General features: G+C 55.7%; 23 protein-coding genes and 1 pseudogene. 13 read left to right on the plus strand and 11 right to left on the minus strand.

Annotated elements, in window-relative coordinates; translation table 11 throughout:
- The first annotated feature begins 25 nt into the window (after positions 1-25).
- From HALA3H3_RS03155 to HALA3H3_RS03185, 7 genes are all read left to right on the plus strand, one after another.
- Positions 26-490, plus strand: a complete 465-nt coding sequence (locus HALA3H3_RS03155; RefSeq protein WP_022519852.1) for a (2Fe-2S)-binding protein — start codon at positions 26-28, stop codon at positions 488-490.
- A gap of 10 nt (positions 491-500) precedes the next feature.
- Positions 501-2,819 (plus strand): xanthine dehydrogenase family protein molybdopterin-binding subunit, encoded by a 2,319-nt coding sequence (locus tag HALA3H3_RS03160; RefSeq protein WP_022519853.1) that lies wholly within the window; start codon positions 501-503, stop codon positions 2,817-2,819.
- Positions 2,820-2,860: 41 nt separating this feature from the next.
- The gene (locus HALA3H3_RS03165; protein ID WP_022519854.1) at positions 2,861-3,553 is read left to right on the plus strand and encodes a DedA family protein; all 693 of its coding nucleotides are present in this window, start codon (positions 2,861-2,863) and stop codon (positions 3,551-3,553) included.
- Positions 3,550-4,140, plus strand: coding sequence for a class I SAM-dependent methyltransferase (locus HALA3H3_RS03170; RefSeq protein ID WP_053856887.1), 591 nt, complete (start codon positions 3,550-3,552; stop codon positions 4,138-4,140). Before HALA3H3_RS03165 ends, HALA3H3_RS03170 begins: the two co-directional genes overlap by 4 nt.
- 289 nt (positions 4,141-4,429) lie before the next feature.
- Positions 4,430-4,825 carry a c-type cytochrome gene (locus tag HALA3H3_RS03175; protein ID WP_022519856.1) on the plus strand — a complete coding sequence of 132 codons (396 nt, stop codon included), beginning with the start codon at positions 4,430-4,432 and terminating at the stop codon, positions 4,823-4,825.
- Between the two features lie 20 nt (positions 4,826-4,845).
- Entirely contained in the window at positions 4,846-5,298 is a 453-nt protein-coding gene (locus HALA3H3_RS03180; protein ID WP_022519857.1) for a (2Fe-2S)-binding protein, read from the plus strand.
- Positions 5,299-5,301: 3 nt separating this feature from the next.
- Positions 5,302-7,521 (plus strand): xanthine dehydrogenase family protein molybdopterin-binding subunit, encoded by a 2,220-nt coding sequence (locus tag HALA3H3_RS03185; protein ID WP_022519859.1) that lies wholly within the window; start codon positions 5,302-5,304, stop codon positions 7,519-7,521.
- 34 nt (positions 7,522-7,555) lie between these two features.
- Here the strand turns inward: HALA3H3_RS03185 and HALA3H3_RS03190 are convergent, their stop codons facing one another.
- A complete protein-coding gene (locus HALA3H3_RS03190) occupies positions 7,556-8,467 on the minus strand; it encodes an AraC family transcriptional regulator (protein WP_022519860.1) in 912 nt (303 codons plus the stop codon).
- A 124-nt stretch (positions 8,468-8,591) separates the two neighbouring features.
- Between HALA3H3_RS03190 and HALA3H3_RS03195 the strand changes: the two genes are divergently transcribed.
- Positions 8,592-9,539: a quinone oxidoreductase family protein gene (locus HALA3H3_RS03195; RefSeq protein WP_022519861.1), complete on the plus strand. Its 948-nt coding sequence runs from the start codon at positions 8,592-8,594 to the stop codon at positions 9,537-9,539.
- Positions 9,540-9,651: 112 nt separating this feature from the next.
- Here the strand turns inward: HALA3H3_RS03195 and HALA3H3_RS03200 are convergent, their stop codons facing one another.
- Together HALA3H3_RS03200 and HALA3H3_RS03205 are read right to left on the minus strand one after the other, a co-directional pair.
- Positions 9,652-10,584, minus strand: a complete 933-nt coding sequence (locus HALA3H3_RS03200) for an alpha/beta fold hydrolase (RefSeq protein ID WP_022519862.1) — start codon at positions 10,582-10,584, stop codon at positions 9,652-9,654.
- A 90-nt stretch (positions 10,585-10,674) separates the two neighbouring features.
- Positions 10,675-11,895, minus strand: a complete 1,221-nt coding sequence (locus HALA3H3_RS03205; RefSeq protein WP_022519863.1) for an MFS transporter — start codon at positions 11,893-11,895, stop codon at positions 10,675-10,677.
- A gap of 165 nt (positions 11,896-12,060) precedes the next feature.
- Here HALA3H3_RS03205 and HALA3H3_RS03210 point away from each other — a divergent pair, with 165 nt between their 5' ends.
- Together HALA3H3_RS03210 and HALA3H3_RS27785 are read left to right on the plus strand one after the other, a co-directional pair.
- A complete protein-coding gene (locus HALA3H3_RS03210) occupies positions 12,061-12,690 on the plus strand; it encodes a TetR/AcrR family transcriptional regulator (protein ID WP_022519864.1) in 630 nt (209 codons plus the stop codon).
- Between the two features lie 114 nt (positions 12,691-12,804).
- Entirely contained in the window at positions 12,805-12,891 is an 87-nt protein-coding gene (locus HALA3H3_RS27785) for a hypothetical protein (protein ID WP_138799819.1), read from the plus strand.
- Positions 12,892-12,897: 6 nt separating this feature from the next.
- On the opposite strand, the gene HALA3H3_RS03215 is transcribed toward HALA3H3_RS27785, so the two are convergent.
- Entirely contained in the window at positions 12,898-13,803 is a 906-nt protein-coding gene (locus HALA3H3_RS03215; protein ID WP_022519865.1) for a LysR family transcriptional regulator, read from the minus strand.
- A gap of 102 nt (positions 13,804-13,905) precedes the next feature.
- Here HALA3H3_RS03215 and HALA3H3_RS03220 point away from each other — a divergent pair, with 102 nt between their 5' ends.
- Together HALA3H3_RS03220 and HALA3H3_RS03225 are read left to right on the plus strand one after the other, a co-directional pair.
- A complete protein-coding gene (locus HALA3H3_RS03220) occupies positions 13,906-14,376 on the plus strand; it encodes an ester cyclase (RefSeq protein ID WP_022519866.1) in 471 nt (156 codons plus the stop codon).
- Complete coding sequence (locus HALA3H3_RS03225) at positions 14,373-15,296, plus strand: NADP-dependent oxidoreductase (protein WP_022519867.1); 924 nt, start codon at positions 14,373-14,375, stop codon at positions 15,294-15,296. Before HALA3H3_RS03220 ends, HALA3H3_RS03225 begins: the two co-directional genes overlap by 4 nt.
- 191 nt (positions 15,297-15,487) lie before the next feature.
- Here the strand turns inward: HALA3H3_RS03225 and HALA3H3_RS03230 are convergent, their stop codons facing one another.
- On the minus strand, positions 15,488-16,309 hold the full coding sequence (locus HALA3H3_RS03230; RefSeq protein WP_022519868.1) for an SDR family NAD(P)-dependent oxidoreductase: 822 nt from the start codon (positions 16,307-16,309) through the stop codon (positions 15,488-15,490).
- A gap of 80 nt (positions 16,310-16,389) precedes the next feature.
- Positions 16,390-16,731, minus strand: coding sequence for an aldo/keto reductase (locus tag HALA3H3_RS27775; RefSeq protein ID WP_082116809.1), 342 nt, complete (start codon positions 16,729-16,731; stop codon positions 16,390-16,392).
- Positions 16,732-17,594: 863 nt separating this feature from the next.
- Between HALA3H3_RS27775 and HALA3H3_RS03235 the strand changes: the two genes are divergently transcribed.
- On the plus strand, positions 17,595-18,569 hold the full coding sequence (locus tag HALA3H3_RS03235) for a hypothetical protein (RefSeq protein ID WP_022519870.1): 975 nt from the start codon (positions 17,595-17,597) through the stop codon (positions 18,567-18,569).
- Positions 18,570-18,864: 295 nt separating this feature from the next.
- Here HALA3H3_RS03235 and HALA3H3_RS27790 read toward each other — a convergent pair.
- The 5 genes and pseudogenes from HALA3H3_RS27790 to HALA3H3_RS03265 all read right to left on the minus strand — a co-directional run.
- Positions 18,865-19,395, minus strand: a pseudogene (locus tag HALA3H3_RS27790) (type I restriction endonuclease subunit R); the annotation flags it as partial.
- A 117-nt stretch (positions 19,396-19,512) separates the two neighbouring features.
- Complete coding sequence (locus HALA3H3_RS03250) at positions 19,513-20,814, minus strand: ISL3 family transposase (protein ID WP_053856888.1); 1,302 nt, start codon at positions 20,812-20,814, stop codon at positions 19,513-19,515.
- 311 nt (positions 20,815-21,125) lie between these two features.
- Positions 21,126-22,355 (minus strand): organoarsenical effux MFS transporter ArsJ, encoded by a 1,230-nt coding sequence (gene arsJ, locus HALA3H3_RS03255; RefSeq protein WP_022519874.1) that lies wholly within the window; start codon positions 22,353-22,355, stop codon positions 21,126-21,128.
- Positions 22,348-23,379, minus strand: a complete 1,032-nt coding sequence (locus HALA3H3_RS03260) for an ArsJ-associated glyceraldehyde-3-phosphate dehydrogenase (RefSeq protein WP_022519875.1) — start codon at positions 23,377-23,379, stop codon at positions 22,348-22,350. Before HALA3H3_RS03260 ends, arsJ begins: the two co-directional genes overlap by 8 nt.
- A gap of 46 nt (positions 23,380-23,425) precedes the next feature.
- Positions 23,426-23,851, minus strand: a complete 426-nt coding sequence (locus tag HALA3H3_RS03265; protein ID WP_008958325.1) for an arsenate reductase ArsC — start codon at positions 23,849-23,851, stop codon at positions 23,426-23,428.
- Positions 23,852-23,857: the final 6 nt, after the last annotated feature.

Genomic DNA, 23,857 nt, shown 5'->3' on the forward strand with positions numbered 1-23,857 from the left:
ACGGGTAAAACCGAGGAGAAAGAGCATGGTTGAGTTTGTGGTTAATGGAGCGTCGGTAAGCGTCGAGACAGATTCCAGCAAGCCCCTTCTTTGGGTACTTCGTGAGGATCTGGAATTGCTCGGGCCGAAATACGGATGCGGTATTGCTCAATGCGGGGCTTGCCGTGTCCTCATTGATGGAGTGTCGAGCTTTTCCTGTATAACGCCGGTTGGCTCTGTGGCAGGCGCATCGGTAGTCACTGTCGAGGGTCTTGCAGATGCGGAAGGTCGTTTATCGATCATTCAGCAAGCCTGGCTGGATGAGCAGGTGCCGCAATGTGGTTATTGTCAGCCAGGTTTCATTATTGCTGTCACAGCACTGCTGGAATCGACGCCGCGACCAACAGATACCGACATTGATGAAGCGATCACCAATATTTGTCGCTGCGGCACTTATCCGCGTATTCGCCGTGCCATTCATCGCGCCGCCGCCATGCTAGCCGAGCGCTGAGGAGACAGCCATGCCACTTTTACTTTCCCGACGTGCCTTTCTGCTCACTGGTGTGGCCCTTGGTGGCACCGCCCTTGTTGCCGCTGTGGGTGGTGTTGGATACCTCGCGTCGGTCGATGTGGACGGCCTCGATGGGTATGTCGATGGTGATCGCGCCGTCCTCAATGCCTTCCTTACTATCCATGAAGATGGCCGCGTGGTGGTTAGCGTTCCTCGAACCGAGATGGGGCAGGGCATCCATACCGGTCTCGCCATGGTGGTGGCCGAGGAACTTGATATTCCCTTCGATGACCGTATCAGCGTTGAGTTTCCGGTTGAACCTCTGCCTGCCTATGCTAGCTGGTTCAACGTCTTGCAACAGCGTCCCGAGGAAGCCAGCGGGCCTGTGGTCTGGGTCGGACGGCGGGTGCTCGGGCTTCTCGGCTTTATCGCGACCGGCGCCTCGGCATCAACGATGGCACTATGGTATCCGATGCGTGTGGCAGGTGCCGCTGCCCGACAGATGCTGCTTGCCGCCGGTGCCGCGCGTCTTGGCGTTCCGGTAAATCAGCTGACAACCGCCGATGGTTTTGTTCGGCACGAGGCCTCGGGCCAAAGTTTGTCCTATGGCGAGCTGGCTCGAGAGGCATCTGTTTTGCCGCCGCCCAATGATCCCCCGCTGAAACCGGCATCTGATTGGCGGCTGATTGGCCGGTCGCAGCCCCGTGTGGATCTTCCCGCCAAGATCCGAGGGGAGCCGGTCTTTGGAATGGATGTGGTTCAGCCTGGCCTGCTGTATGCCTCTATCCGCCATGCGCCGGTTTTTGGAGCGCAGGTGGCTCGGGTCGTGAACGAGGCTGAGGTGCGTACCGTTGCCGGCGTTAGAGATGTCGCGATCATTGATGGGCGTCAGGTGGCCGTCGTGGCTGAATCCTGGTGGCGTGCTGAACAGGCAGCCCAGCGTCTCGATATTGAGTGGGCGCAAACCGACGGGGATGGCATTAACAGCGCCGAGATGTCCGCAAGGCTGCAAGCTGCGCTTGGCAGCGATGCGCCGTACGAAAATATCAATGACGGTGATGTGGAGGCCAGCATAGCTAACAGCTCCATGTCTGTAATCGAGAAAACCTATGAGGTTCCCTTTCTGACGCATGCCTGCATGGAGCCGATGAATGCGACCGTGATCGTACGTGAAGATGGGACGGCCGAGGCCTGGGTTCCTTCCCAGTCTCCCCTGGGGGTGCGTACCGGTGTGCAGCGAGGAACGGAATGGGGAAGCGTAGAGCCCACCTCAATCACATGCAACATCACCATGAATGGTGGTGCTTTTGGTCGACGCGGTGATCTAGACGTTGCGGCCCAGGCAGCCTTCCTGGCCACTCGGCACCGAGGCCGGCCGGTCAAGCTGATTTGGTCGCGTGAGGAGGACGTCGGCCGCGGCCTCTACCGCAGCCATGCTGCCGCACGCCTGCGTGCTGTCCTAGGGCCCGACGGTCTGCCCAGCGCTTATGACGCACTGGTTGCGGCTCAATCGGTCATTGAATCTGTCGCTGGCCGCAACTTGCCGTTCAACCCCGGACCCAACGGCGATCGTCTGACCGTCGAAGGGGTGGACAAGCTGCACTATGCCATTCCCAACCGACGCATTCGCAGCCAGCATGTGGCCAGCCACGTGCCGATCGGGCTCTGGCGCTCGAACGGCTTTTCTTTCAATACCTTCTTCACCGAGAGCTTCATCGACGAATGCGCACTGGCGGCGGGGAGAGACCCATTGGACTACCGCCGTGCCTTGCTTCGAAACAGTCCGCGACATTTGACCGTGCTCAATCGGGTGGCGGAGATGGCTGGATGGGGTTCAGCCATGGCCCCCGGCCGTGGCCGCGGCATCGCCATCGAAGAGTGCTATCGCAGCGTGGTCGCCCAGGTTGCTGAAGTCACTGTTGGGGAAAATGGTGTTGTCACCGTGGATCGCGTTTTCTGCGCTATCGATGTAGGAATGGTGATCAATCCTGATGCTGTGATCGCTCAGATGGAGGGTGGAATCGCCTTTGGCGTGACAGCCGCGCTGATGAGTAGCATTACGCTGGAAAGTGGCGCGGTCGTGGAATCGAATTTCCACGATTTCCCGATGCTGCGCCTAGCGAACGCACCCGAGATTGAAGTCACGATCGTCGACAGCGGTCTGCCGCCTGGCGGGGCGGGTGAGCCCGGCATCGTGCCCATCGCAGGGGCCATCGCCAATGCCATTCAAGCCGCCACGGGCCGACGGATACGCTCACTGCCACTGACCACTACTGAAACCATAGCTGAACGCCGCACGCGAACTGTTCTACCTACCTCTGCGGTGTGAAGAGAGGGCTCACAGTAGCTTGTGACAGGAGAGTACAACCTATGAACTTCGATCCAGTTAGTACTGTTACCGCATGGCTCAGTGCCTATGGTTTGATCGCACTTTTCGCTATCACTTTTGTGGAGCGTTTCGTTCCGGTAATACCTTCTTATGGATTGCTACTTGCTGTTGGGATTGCAGCAGCGGAAGGAACTTGGTCGCTGTCAATTGCTTTCCTGGTGACCGTTACAGGCAATACCTTAGGGGCTACCGTCTTCTTTTACATTTTTAGAGGGCTTGGTGAGTCACGCTCTATGCGGTTTCTCAACAGATTAGGGCGACTTTTCGGAATGCCTGCTTCTCGCATCACTCACTGGATTACATCTTTTCGGCGAAACCAGACCGTACTGGCCTTTGCGCTTCAACTCGTGCCTACCATCAGGCTATTCGCTCCTGCCTTTGCGGCTCTTCTACGCAGTCACTCAGGGAGTTTCCTGATGGCCTCGGCTGCTGGAATCGTGATTTGGAACGGCCTATTTATTAGCATCGGTTACTTCGCTTCCTATTGGTCAACTGCTGAAAATACAACGGTTCTAACCCTGGTAGCGCTCGGTTTTCTGTTGTGTTTAGAAATTGTCCTGTTTTGGCTTATGCGACGGGTATCAAGTCGGCGGAATGTAATAAGAAGCACCGAATGCGCGCATGCAACCGACTTTCTTCCATCTATAACTCGCGTTCAGGAGCATCGGTTATGAAGCAGTGTACGACCACGAATACATCATTAAGTTTTTTCCTGGCATGGGCCAGAAATCCTCTACTTGTCGCTTCCGTTATACCATCAGGAAGCGCGCTAGCTGGTCTTATCACTTCTGAAATCTCGCGCGAAACTGGGCCCGTGATAGAACTTGGGCCTGGAACCGGGGTATTTACGCGCGCATTGATTGAACGTGGTGTTAAACAAGAGGATCTGACGCTGATTGAATCCATGCCTGAGTTTGCGGTTGCACTCAGTATTCTCTATCCGCAGGCCCAGATACTGAGAATGGACGCCACTCGCCTTCGGATGGTCGACCTTTTCGATGGGAAACCTGCTGGTGCGGTCATTAGTGGCCTGCCATTACTTTCTATGTCACCGCGTAAAGTGATCGCGGTTCTGTCGGGGGCGTTTCGTAAAATGAGGCCAGAGGGCGTGTTCTATCAGTTTACCTATGGCGCTCGCTGCCCCGTTTCACCGCGGTTCCAGCATCATCTTGGGATTAAAGCGGAACTGCTAGGCCACACGTTAGCCAATCTTCCCCCGGCGATGGTCTACCGTTTCCGTCGGGTCACTTCCACGCATTAGCTACCGGTGCTTGGGTCGGGTCATGCTGATATTGCCGCGTGGCATTTTATTCGGTTTTGCTGACAGGGAAATTGGATTGACCCGTCGACGTCCGTGTCAAAAACGGAGGATACATAGCTGCGCGCTTGAACAATACCAGCACGTCTGGCAGTGATTCCATCAAGCACTCTGGACGATCACAAAGATAAAGCGGATTTCTGAGCATAGATAGTACTTCTCCGACGGCCTATCTTTTAGAGGCGCACGAAGCAACCTCCTCTCACTGCAGCCCTGATATGGATATAACGGCATGAAGACTACCAACGAATCCCCTCATCTTGCCGCTTTGCTGCTGTTCGCCACGGGCATATTAGCGGGTTTTTTTGCCCTGGCTACTGCTGTAAAGGCGCAGGAAACTGGCAGCGAGAGGCTCTTTCAACAACGATGTGGTTCCTGTCACAGCCTTCAGATTGGCCAGAACGGAATTGGCCCGCATCTCGCGGGTGTTATCGGCCGCGCTGCCGGCAGCATCGAAGGGGCCCGCTATTCGGATGCTATGCGTGATTCAGGCATCGTCTGGGACAATCGCTCGCTCGACACGTTTCTTGCGGCGCCGCATGAGGTGGTTCCAGGCACTCGGATGACCGTCACCGTCCCCGACGACACTCAGCGTGCGGCGATCATCGACTATCTCGAAAATCAGTAACCCTCCCAGGAGAAGCCGTCATGACAGCGTTTACAATCAATGGGCGTGTGGTGGATGTCGACGCCGCGCAAGACACGCCGCTTCTATGGGTGATCCGGGAGCATCTGCAGCTCACTGGCACCAAGTTCGGCTGCGGCATCGCGCAGTGCGGAGCCTGTACGGTTCATATCGATGGCGCGCCGACGCGCTCCTGCGTGACTTGGCTCGAGGACGTGGCTGGCCGTGAAGTAACAACGATTGAGGGGCTGTCGCCAGATGCGAGCCATCCGCTTCAAAAGGCCTGGATCGACGAACAGGTGCCGCAATGCGGCTATTGCCAGTCCGGACAGCTCATGCAAGCAGCGGCACTTCTTGAGAGCAACCCCAATCCCACGCGTGAGCAGATCATTGAACATATGGACGGTAATATCTGCCGCTGCGGAACCTATGTGCGGGTTATCAGCGCCATACAGCGCGCCGCACGAGAGGCCTGAGACATGACCAAGACAGTCAAGATTTTCAGTCACGCGATTTCTCGGCGCAGCTTCCTTATTTCGGTTGGAAGTCTCGGCGTTGCGGTTGCATTCGGTGGCCTAGTTCGTAATGCCTTTGGCGCAACAATGTCGTTGGTCGGTGAGGGCGATTACCTCCCGAATGCGTGGGTGACCATCGCGGGCGATGGAACCGTGACGATCATGTCGCCTGCCTCCGAGATGGGGCAGGGCATCATGACCACTCTGCCGCTTCTCATCGCGGAAGAAATGGATGCTGATTGGGAAATGGTTCGCATTGTTCAGGCTCCATCCGATGCGGATAAATACGGCAATCCTGGCTTCTATGGCATCCAGCTCACGGGCGGCAGCGAATCCACGCGCGGCTATTATGAGCTGCTACGGCTTACCGGCGCGCAGACCCGTAAGGTTCTCCTGTCGAGCGCGGCCAACATGCTGGACGTGTCAGTGGGCGAGCTCACAACAGAGCCGGGCAGGGTCGTACATGCACGAACCGGCCGCTCACTCAGCTATGGCCAGATCGCCACAGATGGTTCGCTTCCCGATCCGCTGCCGCAGGTAACCGAGGCCGATCTGAAGCCGACCGATCAATGGCGCTATATCGGCAGGCGTGACATCCCCCGCATCGACCTCCCTTCGAAGGTCGACGGGAGTGCAGTCTATGGCATTGATGTGCAGCTTCCCGACATGCTGTATGGCGCAGTATTGCGGGCGCCTGTCCAGGGTGAGCAACCCGAGAGAATTGACGACTCGGAAGCCAGGGCCCTGCCTGGCATCACGCATATTGTTCCGCTCTCCTACGGGGTCGGTATCATCGGCGAGACGGTCGAGGCGACGCGGCGGGCCAAAGATCTGCTTAATGTGACGTGGAGCACATCCTCACGGGTTCGCAACTACACAAGCGACCGCCTGCTGGAACATTATCGCGATGTGGGGCGCGATCTCTCGCAAACGGGCGTTGAGGCGTTCTCGGAGGGTGATGCAGATTCCGCGATCACGAATGCGGCAACGGTCATTGAAGTCGACTACATGAGCGATCTGGTTTGCCATGCAACCATGGAACCGATGAACGCCACGGCGCTGGTGACTGGTGACACTGTTGAAATCTGGGCGCCCACGCAGGGACCGACGGGCACGCAAGGCTTTGCTGCAGAGGTGGTCGGCACGACGCCGGATAAGGTCAAGGTGAACGTGACCCTGCTTGGTGGTGGTTTCGGCCGCAAAGCCGAGGCAGACTTCATCGTCGATGCCGTGTCGCTGGCCAAGGAGGTGGAAGGACGTCCGGTCAAGGTCATCTGGAGCCGCGAGGACGATGTCCGGCACGATAAATTCCGACCACTCGAAGCGCAGCACATTCAGGTTGGTCTCGACGTCAATGGAAATATCACTGGCTGGCGGCACCGTATTGTGGCCGATTCCATTTTTGCTCGTACGAATGCTGAACTGTTCGCAAGCGCGGGTGGGCATGACGACGTGGTGACCGAGGGCGCGCATTTCAACTACACGGTGCCAGGGCACCGGATCGAGTATATCCGTCAGGATAATGGCTTGGATATCGGCTTCTGGTTCGCCGTCGGGGTTGGCTACACCAGATTCAGTATCGAATGCGTTATCGATGAAATCGCAGCCGCTAGGGGAACTGATCCTCTGCAGCTCAGGCTCGAACTCCTGAAGGATCAGCCACGGGCGCGCAACGTCATCGAGACCGTTGGCCAGATGGCCGAATGGGATCGTGAGCGTGATGACCGGGCGTTAGGCCTCGCCTATTCCGATGCCTTTGGCTCTCATTGTGCGCAGATTGCGGAAGTGTCGCTCAACCGGGAAACCGGTGTGATTAGAGTGCATAAGGTCTGGTGTGCTGTAGATCCAGGGGTGGCGATCCAACCGCGCCACATTGAAGGCATGATGATCGTGGGCATCACAAACGGAACCGGCCACGCGCTATTTGAGCAGATCAACATCGTCAATGGCGAGGTGCAGGAAGGAAACTTTGATACCTATAGGGTGATTCGTATGTCAGAGGCGCCTGAAATCGAAGTGGCGGTGGTGCCGACAAGCGGGAGTCCGGTTGGCGGCATAGGTCAGGCTGGCCTGCCGCCGGTCGGGCCAGCAATCGCCAACGCCGTGGCGCGCCTCACTGGCGGCGTGCGGCTCCGGCACTACCCTTTCCTACCTGAGCGGGTAAAGGCGGCACTCGGCGCCTGATCGCCTGACGTGTTGTGCGATCACGATGTCCGACTCACCATGTGGCTTTGATATAACGCCCTGGTGATATGCCCATAACGCGCTTGAAAGCCGTATTAAACGCATGCTCGGATTCATAGCCGACTGACAGGGCTATTCGCGCTAGCGTGTCACGACCGTGAGTGAGCTGCTCCCCCGCAAGCATCATTCTCCAGCGCGTCAGGTAGGCGATGGGAGTCTCACCTGCCTTATGGCGAAAGCGCTCGGCAAATGTAGAGCGTGACATCCCTGCTTGTGTCGCTAGCTCCTGAACTGTCCAGGAGTGTGCAGGGTTCGCATGCATCGCTCTGAGTGCTTTACTGAGTTGAGGATCTTCAAGCGCGGCAAACCAACCAATGTCATTAGAAGATTGCTCCGATAGGTATAACCGTAACGCTTGTACTAACATCATGTGTGCCAGCTGTTGTGCCACCAAGGATGAACCGGGGCGGGCCTCTTGCAACTCTTCCATCATCAGTTCGACCGACCATCGTAGTCTGGCGCGATCAGCCGAGGTCTCGACCCGCATCAGGGGTGGTAACGTTTGCAGCAGTGCCTCTGCGTGACGTCCATTGACTTCGAAACGGCTGCCCACCAGAAATACGTCGCCACCACCGTTATAGGTGACGATTTCGCCGCTACGAGAGGGATCAAGTACTTCGCTGGCTCTTTTAGGCTCGGTGCTCAAGTCGCTGCCTATACGTACGGCTTTGCCACTGGGCAAGACAAAACAGTCACCAGCCTGGAGAAGCACTGGTGCTTCCATATCTTTCATTGACAGCCAGCAGGCGCCTTGCATGACGGCATAGCATTTGATTCGACCAGCTAGATCATCGAGTGTGAGCGCCCATGCACCGCCTGCATCGAAGCCAGCGGTGATATAGCTACGGGGCTTTAGCATTGAGAGTACTTCAGAAAGAGGATCCATATATTGCCCGGACGAATGCGTAAAAAAAGTGGACTTTAAAGTATAGATCGTTCGGTTGATTCTGCCTGCATTGCCAATGCGGCAATTCTTCAGTGGGAAGAATCAATATTCAGGAATAAACATCATGAAAGCAGCTGTTGTGAATAAATTCGGTGCTCCACCATCGTTTGAGGATTTTCGCGAGCCAGTGGCCGGTGAGGGGGAGTCGGTGGTCAAGGTGAATGCCACTGCGCTAAGCCCTATTGTGAAAGGATTAGCGTCAGGCAAACACTATGCGAGTGGTGCAGAAACCGGATTCATACCGGGTGTTGACGGCGTAGGAGTCGACGCTAGCGGACGGCGCGTCTACTTTCTTTTCCCCAAGGCACCGTTTGGTTCTATGGCAGAGCAGTCATTGGTTACCAATCACATGATGGTGCCAGTGCCAGATGAGTTGCCTGACATACACGCAGCATCCATAGCCACGGCTGGGCTAGCGTCCTGGATCGCGCTTACACGTCGAGCCAAATTGCGAAAAGGTGAAACGGTGATGGTGCTGGGTGCGGCAGGCTCAGCTGGTGGAATGGCACTTGATACCGCTCGATATTGTGGCGCAGGTAAGATCATCGCCGTCGGCCGTGATGAGAAAAAACTTCAAAGCCTCAACGCTGATGTGAAGATCGCCCTCAATGACGGCAGCGAGGCAGCATTGCGTGAGCAGTTTAACGAGCGGGTCGATATTGTGCTCGACTTCCTATGGGGTGAGCCCGCTGTACATGTTTTAAGGGCCGCCACTCTAAATCGTGGCTCGGGTGCCGGTGAACCACGTCTCCGCTATGTGCAACTCGGCACCGTGGCGGGAGATGAGATCCCCATTCGCGGCGATATGCTGCGTAGTTCAGGGTTGGAGCTGATCGGAAGCGGCATCGGCAGTGTGGCTGTCAATGAACTCATCCAAGGTGCTGGCGAGTTGCTTGCCGCTGCACCGGCAGCTGATTTCCATGCCCCGCATAAATGCTTACCGCTTAGTGCTGTGGCAGAGGCCTGGGGCGGAGATCCAAGCGTTCGTTATATTCTCACTCCTGATTCGTAATACAAACAGTGTCTTTTTGATAAAAGGGCGAAGGCTCTTGATATGATGCTATCGGGATCTTGTAGATCCCGATGGTTTTTAAAGCACTAAACGCAAGAAAGTGTAGGCTCTCTTAGTCTCTATTCAAGAACTCCATCACAGCTTTGTTCAGTGCTTCGGGACACTCTTCAGGCAACCAGTGGCCACCACCATGGAGAACGATGCCTGTCACGTCGCTGGCGTAATGACGCATCATATCAATCTGATACTGTCCCATACCGCCATGATCTCCACCGCCGATGGCAAGTGCAGGAATAGTGACCTTTGTCCTGGCCAATTCGTTATTATCTTTTACGCCTTGATTGAGTACCCGGTAGTACTCGAAAGAGGCATTAAGGCTGTGTGATTTGGCATACGAACTGGCATACAGGTCAAGAAGCTCCGGTGTGAATACCTCCTTATTGGCGGCATGAACTTTGATGAAGTGTTCGAAGAAGATGCGCTCCTTGCCTGAGACCAACTTCTCTGCCAACTGCTGCTCTGCGGCAAAGAAACTGAAATGCCATACCAATGATTCACCTTCGGGGGTAAAAGCGGGGAATGAGTAAATACTGTCGCCAGGGATCGGTGCCTCCATGTAGATAACACGACGAATAGCATTCTGATGCTGCACCAGCATCGGGTAGGTATTCCAGATGCCGATATCATGGGCGACCAGATCAAACGTCTGATTGCCACTGAATTGTTTGGCAAGCTTATAGAGCAGCACTGCAATATCGGTGGCTCTATAGGAGGGGGGAACAGCCGACTGGCCCAGACCTGGCAAGTCTGGTGCAACGACGGTGAAGCTTTTTGCCAGCGCGGGCATCAGTTGGTGCCACTCATACCACGTTTGTCCAAAACCATGCACCAGATAAACCAGTGGGCCCGATCCGCCTTTGACGTAATGAAGTTTAACGCCGTCGATGGTCTGATACCCACTAGTGAATCCATCGGGGATCGGGAATTCATCAGCGGGGCAAGTAGATGAAGCATTAGAAAACGTATTGCTATGATGTTGGGACACGGATTGATCCTCAATTAATTGATTGGTGGAAAGATAGGCAGAGATCCAGATGGTTACTGCTAGATTGGTAAAAGAGGTTTAGCGATAGGCTTAGTGACTAATTGAAGGGCTCTCTGCGGTGCGTCGTCCTGGTCGGAAACCATGTATTTTTGCCGACCAAGCGATAGCGAGTCCTACTAGGAGCAACAAGGTAAGAGCTAATGGAAATGAGCCAGCTCCCCATGTTTGCAACAGAAAGCCTCCCAATAACCCACCGCCAGCTATAGCGCTGTTCCAGGCCACTACATTCATGGAAAGTGCTACATCAGAGCCGCTACCGGCAGTATCAGCGAGCGCCGTTTGTAGTAGCGTTGCCGCGCCACCAAAGGTAATGCCCCATACTGCGACGCCCAGGTAAACAACAAGGGGATTCAGCGTGCCCAAACCGAACACCAACGTCGTTAGAGCAAATGCTGCCAAGCTTGCCAGTACGGTTGCGCGCAGAAAGCTATCCACCAGCTTCCCGGTGATCCAGATCCCGGCGAGGGCCGCCGCGCCAAATGCTAGTAAAACAAGGTCAATGCGATCGGTAAGTCCTGCCGGAGCTACAAAGGGCGCAATGTAGGTATAGAGAATGTTGTGAGCGAGCATCCACGCGATAACAACCGCCAGTACCGGTCTCACGCCAGGAGTCGTAAACACTTTCAGCAATGGCATACGTTCGTGAGTGGGCTGACCGGGGTAGTCAGGAACTTTGGCGAGTACCCATGCAATCAAGATGAGTGCCAAGGCTGACATTATCCAGAACGCCGCTCGCCAGCCAATCACTGAACCCATAAAGGTTCCAAGAGGGACTCCCAGGGAGAGTGCGATGGGGGTTCCTACCATTGCCACTGCCAAAGCGCGTCCTTGCTGATGAGGCGCCACCATTCGTCTTGCGTAACCAGCAAGCAGGCTCCACGCAAGTCCCGCGGCAACCCCGGCGAAAAAGCGAGCGGCTAGCGTTAACCAGATGTTAGTGGAAAGCGCTGTCGCTGAATTGAAAATGAGAAAACCAACAACGGTTGTTAATAACACGTTACGGCGCCGCCACCCGCGGGTTGCAATCGTGAGTGGGATAGCAGCTAACAAAGATCCCAGCGCATAGGCCGTTACCATTTGACCCGCGAGTGCTGGACTAATGCCAAAGCTCTGGCTGATTTGAGGCAACAAACCCGCTGGCATCGTTTCTGTGACAATGCAAATAAAGCTCGTCATGGCCAAGGCCAGAAGCCCCGCTAATGGTAGGCGGTCAGGTTCAGTTAATTCTGTCTGTGCGGATAAGTAGCTCACAACGAAAATCCTTTAGAAGGTTAAGTAATCTCCGGGCTGTGTTCAGTGCTGTGACATCCCGATTTTTAACTATATATGTATCGATCGGTATAAAACTAGGCGGAACGGAAGTCCCTTGTCAAGTATTTATATACCGAATAGTATATTAGTTGAGTGGGAGAATTTATGGAGTTCAATATGGCAACGATGGGGCGGCCTCGAACCTTTGATCGTGATAAGGCAGTGGAGGAGGCGATGCACATCTTTTGGCAGAATGGCTACGAATCTACGTCGTTAAGCCAATTAAAGGCGGGTATCGGCAACGGTATCTCTGCCCCCAGTTTCTATGCCGCTTTTGGTTCCAAGGAAGCGTTGTTTCAGGAGTGTACACAACGTTATTTGTCCACCTATGCGCTAGTGACGGAATCCTTGTGGGAGGAGGAGCTTGCTCCCCGCGACGCCATCGAAATTACCCTGCGGCGCTCAGCTAAGATGCAGTGTGAACGCGGGCACCCTAAAGGCTGCATGGTAGGGTTGAGCGTCATTAGCACGCCTTCGGATGAAAATGCCGCTGTGATCGCTCCCTTAACGCGTTCGCGTGCAAGAACCCGCGCGGGTATCGTGGCTTGCGTGAAACGTGGTATCGAGAGCAGCGAGCTGCGGGCTGACACCAATGAGCGTGCCTTATCCATGGTGTTTGACTCATTTTTATTGGGGCTTTCCACGCTATCTCGAGACGGTGTTCGTCACTCGGATCTAGATGCTGCTATCACCCAAGTGATGCTAGTTTGGGATGCATCGAGAGCCAAGGGGTAGAGCTGTCGCGTTAGATGAGAGCTTCACTTCGCACTGATAGGCTTCCACGATCTCGGCGAGTGTCGACACGGTGAGCATGGATGCATCACGCATTGATGGGATCAGCCCAACGATATCGCAGAGGTCATCGTCTTCCTCGTGTCGCCGGAGGCGGGCTGGATCAACGGTCAAGTCATACGTGCGAATGGTGGCATCGCTTAAGCAAGTTCAGACACTAAATACCTCAATAACCCGTTCACGGAACCAGCGCTGTGCAGGGTGAGTATCGTTGCGGCGATGCCAGGATAGTGTGAAAGGAACCGGGTCGAGTTCGATCGGCGGGTTTCCCACATAGAGACGCTCCGCTTGGCCGGAAGCTTCCACCACCCCTTCGAGAATCGTCGCGATCATATCCGATGAGGCGACAAGAGCCGGAGCGGCGTAGAGCTGCGGAAGGGTCAAAGCGAGTTGCCGCTTCAGCCCTTGTTTTGCTAAGGCTGTATCCACGACGCCGAAACGGTCGTTCTCGGGAGAGACAAGAAGATGCGTCAGGGACAGGAATGTTTCGAGGTTCAGACCCTGACGAATGGCCGGATGATCTTTACGCAGGATGCAGACAAAGCGCTCTTCAAACAGGGGAACACTAAGAATGCGGCCGGTCGATGTGGGCGGGACGCCGATGGTCATTTCCACTTCCCCGGCATCAAGCATTGAGATGGCATCATCCCGACTGGTGAAATTCCGTACAGCTAGCGTTATGCCCGGAGCTACCTCGCGCAGCTTCGCCACCAGCCGCGGCAAAAACCTGAACGCCGGGTGGTCGGACAGGCCGATAGAAAGAGCGACGGTGGATGAAGAAGGATCGAACTCTTGTGTGAAATCCAGAGTGCGCTGGATTTCCGCCAGCGCATGGCCAATCGGTTCGGCCAATTCGAGTGCCCGTGGGGTCGGCTGTAGACCGTTGGTTCCGCGTACGAACAACTCATCCCGGAGCAGAGCACGAAGCCTTGAGAGCGCAGCGCTCATTGCGGGCTGGGTGCGTCCGATCCGTATTCCTGCTCGCGTGACGCTTCGCTCCACCATTAAGGCATCGAAAGCGACGAGCAGGTTGAGATCTATGCCGTGTAGATTCATGAGATGGATGTTAATGCATATCAAAAATCGATTTCAAGTATGTTCTTTGCAGCCCTAAGCTATGAAAACCCTCACAACGAGAACCTTCACAGCGAGCCCCCCATGATTGATTCAACCACTCAGCACAAGGCCAAAGTAGCGAGCCTACCCGCTGAAGAACTCAAGGCTATCGAAACATTCTATCGCGCCTTTGAAGGAAAGCCGGAACTGCTCGACGATGCTGTCGCGGCCGATTGGCAGGATATACCGCTCGCTCCTGGACAAATAGCAGGCCGAGACGGAATGAAACCGCTCATTGCCGATTTCGGAGCTGCGTTTCCAGATGCAAAGGTTACTATCCACGAGATCATCAGTGCTCCTGGCCGGGCCGCCGTGCGAGCCGTGATCTCAGGCACACATGAAGGCGAGTGGTTTGGCATTGCACCGACCGGCAAGACCTGCCAGCTCGCGATTCACGAATTCCACCATATTGCTAACGGCAGATTGACCCACACCTGGCACCTGGAAGACTGGTTTGGATGGCTCAACCAGGTCGGCGCCTGGCCAGCGACTCAGCAGGAGAGCACACGATGAAAGCCATCCGTATCACCGGCTATGAGACCGAACCGAACCTTGATGACGTCTCCCAACCAGTGCCAGCTAGCGGCCAAGTATTGGTTCGGGTTCGGGCCGCCAGCCTCAATCCGCTCGACGTCAAGCTGCAACGCGGCTACATGGAACAGTTCTTTCCCCTGACCTTTCCCTACACGCTAGGCACCGATCTCGCCGGTGTCATCGAGCAGTTGGGGGCGGATGTCGAAGGGTGGGCTCTCGGCGATCAGGTGGTCGCCAGGACCGAACCGACCGCCGGAGGTGCTTTTGCAGAATACGCACTAGTGCCGAAGGAGCTCCTTGCGAAGGCACCTAGTACCCTACCGCTCAAGGAAGCGGCCGGCATTCCGACAGCCGCCGGAACGGCTTGGCAGGCCTTGTTCGAGTCCGCCGAGCTTACTGAGGGTCAGAAGGTGTTGATCCATGCCGGCGCGGGTGGCGTCGGCAGCTTTGCCATTCAGTTCGCTAATTGCGTTGGGGCAAGGGGCATCGCAACGGCCTCGGGTAGCGGTTTAGACATCGTCCGCTTACTCGGCGCCGATATGGGTATCGATTATCGTTGCGAGGATTTCGTCCAGAAGGTATCCGACATTGACGTAGTACTCGATACAATGGGTGGCGAAACCCAGCAACGCTCTTTCGAGGTGCTGCGGTCGGGAGGGCATTTGTTGTCTACCGTCATGCCGCCTGATGAAACGTTGGTCGCGGCTCATAACGTCACTGCCGGTTTCGTATTCCATGCATCCGACGGTCAGCGGCTGGCGCGAGTATCGAAGGCGATCGACCAATACGGCTTGCAGGTTCTTGTGGATCGAACAGTGCCGTTTACAGAATTCATTCAAGCATTCCAACATCAGGCCTCGGGGCATGCACGGGGCAAAATCATCATCACATTTGATTGAGCTTGACTGCAGCCGCCAGCCATAGCTTCGAGCTTGATAAGGAGCGTTGTCATGCAGGCAATTAACGAAACAACCAGACGCGATCTGTTGAAGCTGGCAGTTCTGCTGAGGTTGCCGCGGGATTACCACAGACGGGTAAAAGCATAGGAGGGGCAGGAGGGAGATATTGAATACCTCCGAGATTGCGGTATTTACCGGTTCAGTCCTGTTAAGTCCTCGCTGAGAGCCCGCAGTGTGTGGCGCGCCGATGCATCATATACCTGCGATATCGCGCGTGACTCGCGCTGACCGTCGAAATATCGGCCAGTTATCGTCGCGCGATCCCGACCGGTTGTAAGGGCGATCACAGCGGCCGCCCCCGTACCAACTGCTGTGCTCGGCGTGATGCCGGCCTGCCGTACCATAGTCGTATCCATGTGAGTGCCGGGGTGGAGCGAATTGGCGATAATCTCTCTTGCATCCAGCCTCTCTGCCAGGTCGATCGTGTACATGATCTGTGCGACCTTGCTTTGCCCGTAGGCGCGATAACCCTGGTAACCGTGCTTGAGCATCACATCGTCGAAGTCAATGGCGCTCTGGCCTGCTGAAGCGACGGTCACAATGCGCGAAGGATCCTCGCCACCGCCCGCTTTGAGCAAGGGCAACAAGCGTTCCGTCAGTAAGAAGGTCGCGAGGTAGTTGATCGCGAAATGTCGCTCGTAGCCATCCGTGCTTTCTCGGCGTGGCCCATCGGGCTTCGAGATTCCGGCATTATTGACGAGAGCGTCAAGATGAGAGCATTCCGCGTGAACCGCATCAGCGAGTCTATGCACGTCGCCAAGAGAGGCGAAGTCCACCTCGAAGAACCGGGCGGTTCCTCCGGCCTGTTCGACGGCATGGACAACGGCCGCTCCGCGTCGCGTATCACGTCCGTGCACCAGAATATGCATGCCGGGTCGTGCAAGTTCTTCGACGACCCGACGGCCAAGTCCATCGGTTGAGCCCGTCACGAGGATTGTCTTGTGTGCGCTCATGGTGTTTCCTCCTGTGCTTCAGATTGTTGTCAGCAACATCTTCTCTTATAGGGGGGCGGTATTACCCGTGTTGCTTCCACTCAAGCTTCGCTGGCAATGCGATTGAGATTGTTGATTGATTCTTCCGGCAAAACCAACTGTGCGGCAGCCAAATTTTCCTGTAGATGTACCAGGGATGATGTTCCAGGGATTAACAGGATGTTTGGGGATCGCTGTAACAGCCAGGCAAGAGCAACCTGCAACGGCGATACCTGCAACGTTTCTGCCTCTTGTTGCAGAATTGTAGACTGCAGCGGTGTAAAGCCTCCTAAGGGGAAGAAAGGGACATAGGCAATTCCATCCTGTGCAAGCTGCTCGATGAGAGTATCGTCATGTCTGTGGGCAAGGTTGTAATGGTTCCGTAAGTCGTAACATGTTATTATAGTGTAACCTGCTGATTATATTATTGAAGTGGCAAAGTAACAGTTTTAGGCTTTTTTTGAGCATCCGGAGGTAAGCGTTGAACCCGGTTTTTCAGCAGCCAACGAGCGCGATGTTCTCTTTTCCATAGGAGTCCCACAGCATGAAAATTTTGTCCTGTGGTGACATAAAGCTCACATCCGCGACACGAACACATGGTCGCTCAAGCTGTACTCGAGGTGTCCCCAATTAGTTCCGAACATAGGTAAGTTCATGCGGAGCCTGAACGCTCAATAGCAATATATTCAAAACTATGAAATCAAAAAAAATCAATAACCTAATAATGTTGGCTTTGTCTTTGCTACTGACTCTCAACAGCCTTGAGGATCAGTAGCAAGGCCACTGCTTCTTGGTTGCGGCCTTAAAAGCTGAAATACCTAAACCCTCGAAGATGTGCTCGTCGACATCTAACCCGTGGTGATCTGCATATTCTTGTGCGAGACGGGACTGCCGCTTGAAGTTATCGACCTTCATCTGCTCTGGGGTAGAGAAGCGTAGCTAACTGTATACCTTGGGGGATGCTGGTGATCGTCTGGCATACTCTATATCTACTGATTTATTACTTTGCTACGACCATACCGGATGGGTCTCGAAGCACACAACCTAATACCGTTGAGCGACCCACTCTTCGACGCCTTTAACGTAAGAGGTTAATTATTTTAAATTTTTCTAACACTCACTCTAACAGCGATGTTGAGCGTCAGGTAAAAAAAACGCTTCGCCTCGGTAACGATCAGTAAGCGAGCAAAAATGTTACACTTCTAAAATATTGAAGGCTGGTTAGCCTAACCTGAACACCCTCATTTTTTTATTAGCGTCCTAATTGATGAAGACTTCTCTTAACCCGCAGGACAAAACGACAAAAATTTTGACTCGCCTGGAGAAAGCATTTGATCTCTGGTGGGTCAAATTCTTTGTGGGACCAGTCATCCAGGTACTTCCTCTGGCACTGTTCGCACGGCTGATGATGATTCCAGTTGGGGAAGAAGAGGGGCGAGTCGCAGCATTACACCAATTTTCACTTGATAACCCACTCCTAGCTACGACCATAATCGTGCTGCTATCGGTGATCCTCAACGGATTGCTGGCGGCTCCTGCATATTTGCTTTCCCGATTGAAAAGAGTTGAAGGCCATGACCTTATGACTCTTTTTGTTGTTCTTGAAAAGGTTGTAGGCTCTAAGGCTCAGCGCTTCGAAAGCTGGGCTGTACAAGCGAATAGAGAGAATGGAGCCTTGACGTCAGGCGAGATATTCGACAAGATCACGCAGCCGAGAGAACAGATAAATCTCATTTGGCAAGGCATTTATACATTTTTCGATACTATCGACAAAGGCAACGTTAAGCTCGATCTCTTCGTCGCCTCAGTGGAAAATGGATGCATAAGTGAGTGGGAGTTTGAATGGCCTAAAAGCACACCACCTTGGTTATCCTTGGGCAATGTTAAAAAAGGCCATCCTTTGTATAAGTGCCTTGAAAAGAAAAGAATTATCGTTGTAGATGACATTACTCAGCCAATCAAGATAGGGCGAAAAAAAGATGGGCAACCCTTGCATGATGAGGAAGGGTCAGCTATCTGTTATCCAATACATTGCGAAGGCGGGCGTACGATACCCTACGTTATTGTCCTTCGTGCAAGTAAGAAAGGTTACTTCAAAACTAGCCACAAAGAGCTCTACGACTGGATTTTCTCTCATTTCAAAATCCGCGTTAGCCTAGAGCATAGTCTCCTGACCTTGAAAAAAACGGGGAAGGCATATGAATCGCGAACAAACGAACGGCGAGAAAGCGCTGCTAAATAAGCATAATCTAAATAAACGGCATGATAGCTACCAAGGCCGAGTTTTGGATTTGCGTACCGAGGCCAGTCGTGAAATGAACTCTAGCGATGTCGCGAAGGAAGTTAAACGTGATGTTAAGATGCTAAAACGCTTTGGTTTTAGCTTATAACTGCACACCATAAATCGTAATGGCCAGTGAAAGAACTTCACTGGCTTTTTTTTGTTTATAGCTATCATTGTGAGAATGAATCTAACAAATGTATTAGCTTACTAGTAATTTCCTGTAGTTCTCGAAACACATAATCTGCAGGATAAGTTGCCCTTTAGCTACCGCTTCGACGGAGCAGTTGATGGCGACCATCTCGTAGTCGCGTGGTGTGCGGCGGCTGCCATCATCATAGTTGGCCTACTCGAACCTACCTGGCCAATGCCATTATATTGGCTGTAGAGCTGCCAGAGGGTGTCTGGCGAGGGGAATTCGCTGAGTTGCAGAGTGGTTTCGGTTTTGCCGAAAAGCCCCGTACGATCGTGAAATATAAAACCGCCGCCGTTACTACTGAAGGCAAAGGGTGCATCCAATGCATCGCTGTAGGCCAAGGCTTGCTGCATGCCGCTTTGTTATCTTTGGCTTCGATAATTGGGATGGGGATGTTCTTTTGTAGTTCAGCACATAGTCTGCACGGCGCGAATGGGCTCTAGTGTGCATGCGGCCTCGGATAATGATGCGCCCGTTGGCGACGGGAAGCTCTTCGCGAACCTGGCTCTGAATGTCCCAGCCAGCTTGCTCCCGCGCCGGGTTGATAAGCTTGGTGCATATATCCCTTTCGCTGAGAGTCCTCTTATCCATAGCAGATCCTGCTTGTCTGGCGAGTTGGGCATTGAGTTCTCAAGCTTACGATATTCTGCCTAATTAAATGGGTATCCGGATTAAGTGGTTGATGATCCCCTCTGATCCACCAAAACCTTAATCCTCCCAGAAGGTTGATAGATCGACGCCGTAGTTCTTCTCGGCCTCGGGGAGACCCATGCTGTAGGTCATGGTGGCCTTGCCCAGGAACGGAGATTCCTTGGTCTGTGGCGTCTTCTTCTTGTGCTTGGTGGTGTAGAGCATCCGGGCCCGCATCACCTCGAATGAATAGCCCCGGCCATCGCGGTTCTTGTCCTTGGCCAGCCGGTTGATCGACTCCGTGAAGGCGTTGGTGATTGGGATGTCGGTCTCGAAGTAGGTCAGCACCTCCTCACGCCAGCCACTGACGGTGCTAACGAGATCCTTCCAGACCTCCTTCTGCCCCTGCGGGATGCCGTCAACCCAGGCAGCCAACGCCTTCTCAGCATCCCGCCGGGTGGCACAGCCCCAGATGTGGTAGAACCGCTCCTTGTGCTCATAGGCTGCCAGGAGCTGGGGGAAGGCCCCTGTCCAGGTTTCCATGATGAGACGCTCGCGGTCTGAGACGTCGTGAGCCCGCTTCAGCAGGATCTTCCGGTCGCCCTTAAGGGTTCGTCGCTGGTTGGCCGTCAACTCCTTCCTGAGCCCCTTGCGGACCTTCTCCAGGGCTTCGTTGGCCATACGCACCACATGGAACTTATCGACCACAATGCGGGCCTGTGGCAGCACCGCCTGAACGGCACGGCGGTAGGGCTTCCACATGTCCATGCTGACGATCTCGACCTTGTCGCGCTCAGTCATGCTCATGAGCCGCTTCGTCACCGCGTCCTGCTGACGACCGGGCAGCAGGTCTAACAGAGTACGCTCCTCCAAGTTGGTCAGGATGCAGCGGTAGCGGCGATTCAGGTACAGCTCGTCGATGCCCAGGCAACGAGGAGTCTCGAAGCGGTGCCAAATCGCCAGGAACTCAGCCTTTTTCTTGAAGATTTCGCGTATGGTCTTCTCATCGAGGCCCGTGGTATCGGCTACATAGGCGTAGGGGTGGTTGAAGGCCTCCTTTTCAACATGGCTGTAAAGCCTCCGCGTCATGCGATGAGTGTCCACCATCTCGGGGAGCGTCGGACGGAATGTCTTTCCGCAGGCTCGACATGTGTACCGGCGACGGACCACCCAGAGGGTGACCCGCTTGCCGTGGATGGGTAGGTCACGATAGGCCACATCGCGCTTGCCGAACCTGACAAACTCATTCTCAACGCCGCATTCCTCGCAAGCTAGAGGCTCAGGAGCTTCGATCTGGTAGTGGAGATCATGCTCTTCCACCTTGGTGCCCAGGACGTGGTATTCCGGCAGGTGGAGAATGTTGTCAGAAAAGTGCGTCATATCTTGGGCGTTTTCGTGGCAAGTATGTTTATCGGGATAGTGCCTGTTTGGCATTGAGGACGATGCCAGCTACATGGTGACGAGAATGCCGCCACTGACCTTGAGGCCGTGGATGATCCCCTGGTTGAGGGGACCGTTGAGCACGGCGGCGCCCAGCGCGAACAGCGACGGTAGAGCCTGCGTCGTGTGCTTCCCTTGTACTAATCACGGAGGGCAGGCCCCCTTGCGCTCCATCGAATGCAGCATGGGGTAGAGGGTCCTGGGGCTCAGTCGATAGCCGTGGGGCAAGGTCAGCGTCGGGTAGCCCCACATCATTCCCCAGACGCCTCCTGTGGCAGCGCAAGAGCCATCAGGGCGCTGGCCGCCACCAGAGCGGCCGAGATCCACAGACAGGCGGCCAGGCCATACACCTGGTACACCCAACCGGAGAGTAGTGTGCCGGCGAGGCGGCCCATGGCGTTGGCCATGTAATAGAAGCCCACGTCCATGGAGACGCCATCGGCGCGGGCATAGTGCACGATCAGGTAGCTGTGCCAGCTGGAGTTGACGGCGAAGAGCACGCCGAAGGCCAAAAGCCCCGTCACCAACCAGCCCACTTCGGCCAGGGGCAGCAGGGCCAGCAGCGCTGGCAAGCCGGCCAGGGCCAACGCCCAGAACACGGTGACGGCCCGCGCCCCGCCCTTGACCAGGCCGGTGAGGCGCGGCGCCTGGGTCTGCACCCCACCATAGCCGATCACCCAGATAGCCAGCAGGCCGCCCACCGTCCAATGGCTCCAGCCGTGCTGGTCGTAGAGGAACACCGGCAACGCCACCACGAACCACACGTCCCGGGAGGCGAACAGGCATAGCCGCGCCGCCGAGAGCACGTTGATGGCCCGGGACTTGGAGAACACCTCGGTGAACTTGGGCTTGCGCTTCTGGCGACCCAGGTCAGCCTTGAGCCTTATCAGCGACAGCGTCAACACCGCGACGAGCATCAATGCCATGGCGATGACCGCACCGCGGAAGCCGATCAGAGTCAGCAGCAGGCCGCCGAGGAAGAAACCGGCCCCCTTCAGCGCGTTCTTGGAACCGGTGAGGATCGCTACCCAGCGGTAGAGGGCACTGCCGGCACTAGGGCTGTCCTTGGGCACCAGCACCTTGACCGCGCTCTTGGCGCTCATCTTGTTGAGGTCCTTGGCGATGCCCGAGAGCGCTTGGGCGGCCATCACCCAGGGCACGGTTAGCGCCGCGGCGGGCACCATCAGCATGACCAGCGCGACGATCTGCAGGCCGAGGCCCACGTTCATGGTGCGGTTGAGGCCCAGGCGTGCCCCCAGCCAGCCCCCCACCAGGTTGGTGACTACGCCGAAGGCCTCGTAGAAGAGGAACAGCATGGCCACTTCCAGGGGCGAGTAACCCAGCTGATGGAAGTGCAACACCACCAGCATGCGTAGGGCGCCATCGGTGAGGGTGAAGGCCCAGTAGTTGCCGGTGATCAGCAGGTACTGGCGGACCTCGAAGGGCAGCGCCTTCAGACGGTTTGCCAAGCTCTCAGCCATTCCCCACCTGCTCACTCCCCACCTTGAGCGCCAGCTCGGCGGTGCGGTTGGCGTAGCCCCACTCGTTGTCGTACCAGGCGTAGAGCTTGAGCTGGGTGCCGTTGACCACCATGGTCGAAAGCGCGTCGATGATCGAGCTGCGCGGATCGGTACGGTAGTCGATGGAGACCAGCGGGCGCTCCTCGTAGCCCAGGATGCCGGCTAGCGGGCCCTCGGCGGCGGCCTTCAGAGCAGCATTGACCTCGTCCACCGTCACCTCGCGTTCGAGTTCGAAGACCATGTCGGTGAGCGAGGCGTTGGCCAGGGGCACCCGCACGGCGTGGCCGTTCAGCTTGCCCTCGAGCTCGGGAAAGATGGCGGTGATCGCCTTGGCCGAGCCGGTGGTGGTGGGAATCAGGCTCATGCCGCAGGCACGGGCTCGGCGCAAGTCCTTGTGGGGGGCGTCGAGGATGGTCTGGGTATTGGTGATATCGTGGACGGTGGTCATGGAGCCGTGGCGGATGCCATAGGTCTCGTGGATAACCTTGACCACCGGCGCCAGGCAGTTGGTGGTGCAGCTCGCCGCGGTGACGATGCGGTGTGTCTCAGGATCGTAGCGGTCGTCATTGACCCCCATCACCACGTTCAGCACGCCCTCTTCCTTCACCGGCGCGCTTACCACCACCCGACCGACGCCCTGGTCCAGGTAGGCCTGCAGTTTCTCGCGGGTCTTGATCTTGCCCGAACACTCGATGACAACGTCGCAGCCCGACCAGTCGCTGTCGGCCGTGGCGACCTTGGAGGTAAAAGCCAGGCGCCGACCGTCGATGAGGATGTCCGCCTCGGTGGCGTCGATTCCCTTTCCCGGTGCCCAGTGGCCATGCACCGAGTCGAACTCCAGCAGGTGGGCGAAGGTGGCAGCGTCACCGCCCGGATCGTTGATCAAGCCGATCTCGACCTCGCCCGATTCGACGGAGCGCCAGAGGCTGCGCAGCGTCAATCTGCCAATGCGTCCGAAGCCATTGATACCAATACGCAGAGTCATAGTTACCTCGCTTTGAATTTAGTCGTGGGTCTCGATGGATCGAGGTTCAGCGCTCGATGTCGTCGCGCTCCTGGATCTCCAGCCAGAGCAATAGCCGATGACGGATTTCGGCCAGCGCCTGCTCGTAGGCATCCCACCGCTCGATAAGGCGAGGATCGCGGATATCCCAGTAGAGATACTCATCACTGCTGCCCTGCCAGTCACGGCATGCCTGCTGGGCCTTGTCACAAAGCACGATCACCGAATCGAAATGCTCACCGGCGAAATCGCCCAGGGACTTGCTGGCGAGCCCCTGAGTGTCGATACCTAGCTTGCTCAAGGTAGCCAAGGTGATCTCATGGGGGCGATCCGGCTCGGAACCAGCGCTGAACGCCTCAAAGCGGTCTCCCGCCAGGTGACGTAACAGGGCTTCGCCCATCAGGGACCTGGCCGAGTTGGCATTGCACAGGAACAGAACACGTCGCAGTCTCATCAGTTG

Source organism: Halomonas sp. A3H3 (assembly GCF_000982975.1).
GTDB classification, from domain to species: Bacteria; Pseudomonadota; Gammaproteobacteria; order Pseudomonadales; family Halomonadaceae; genus Vreelandella; species Vreelandella titanicae.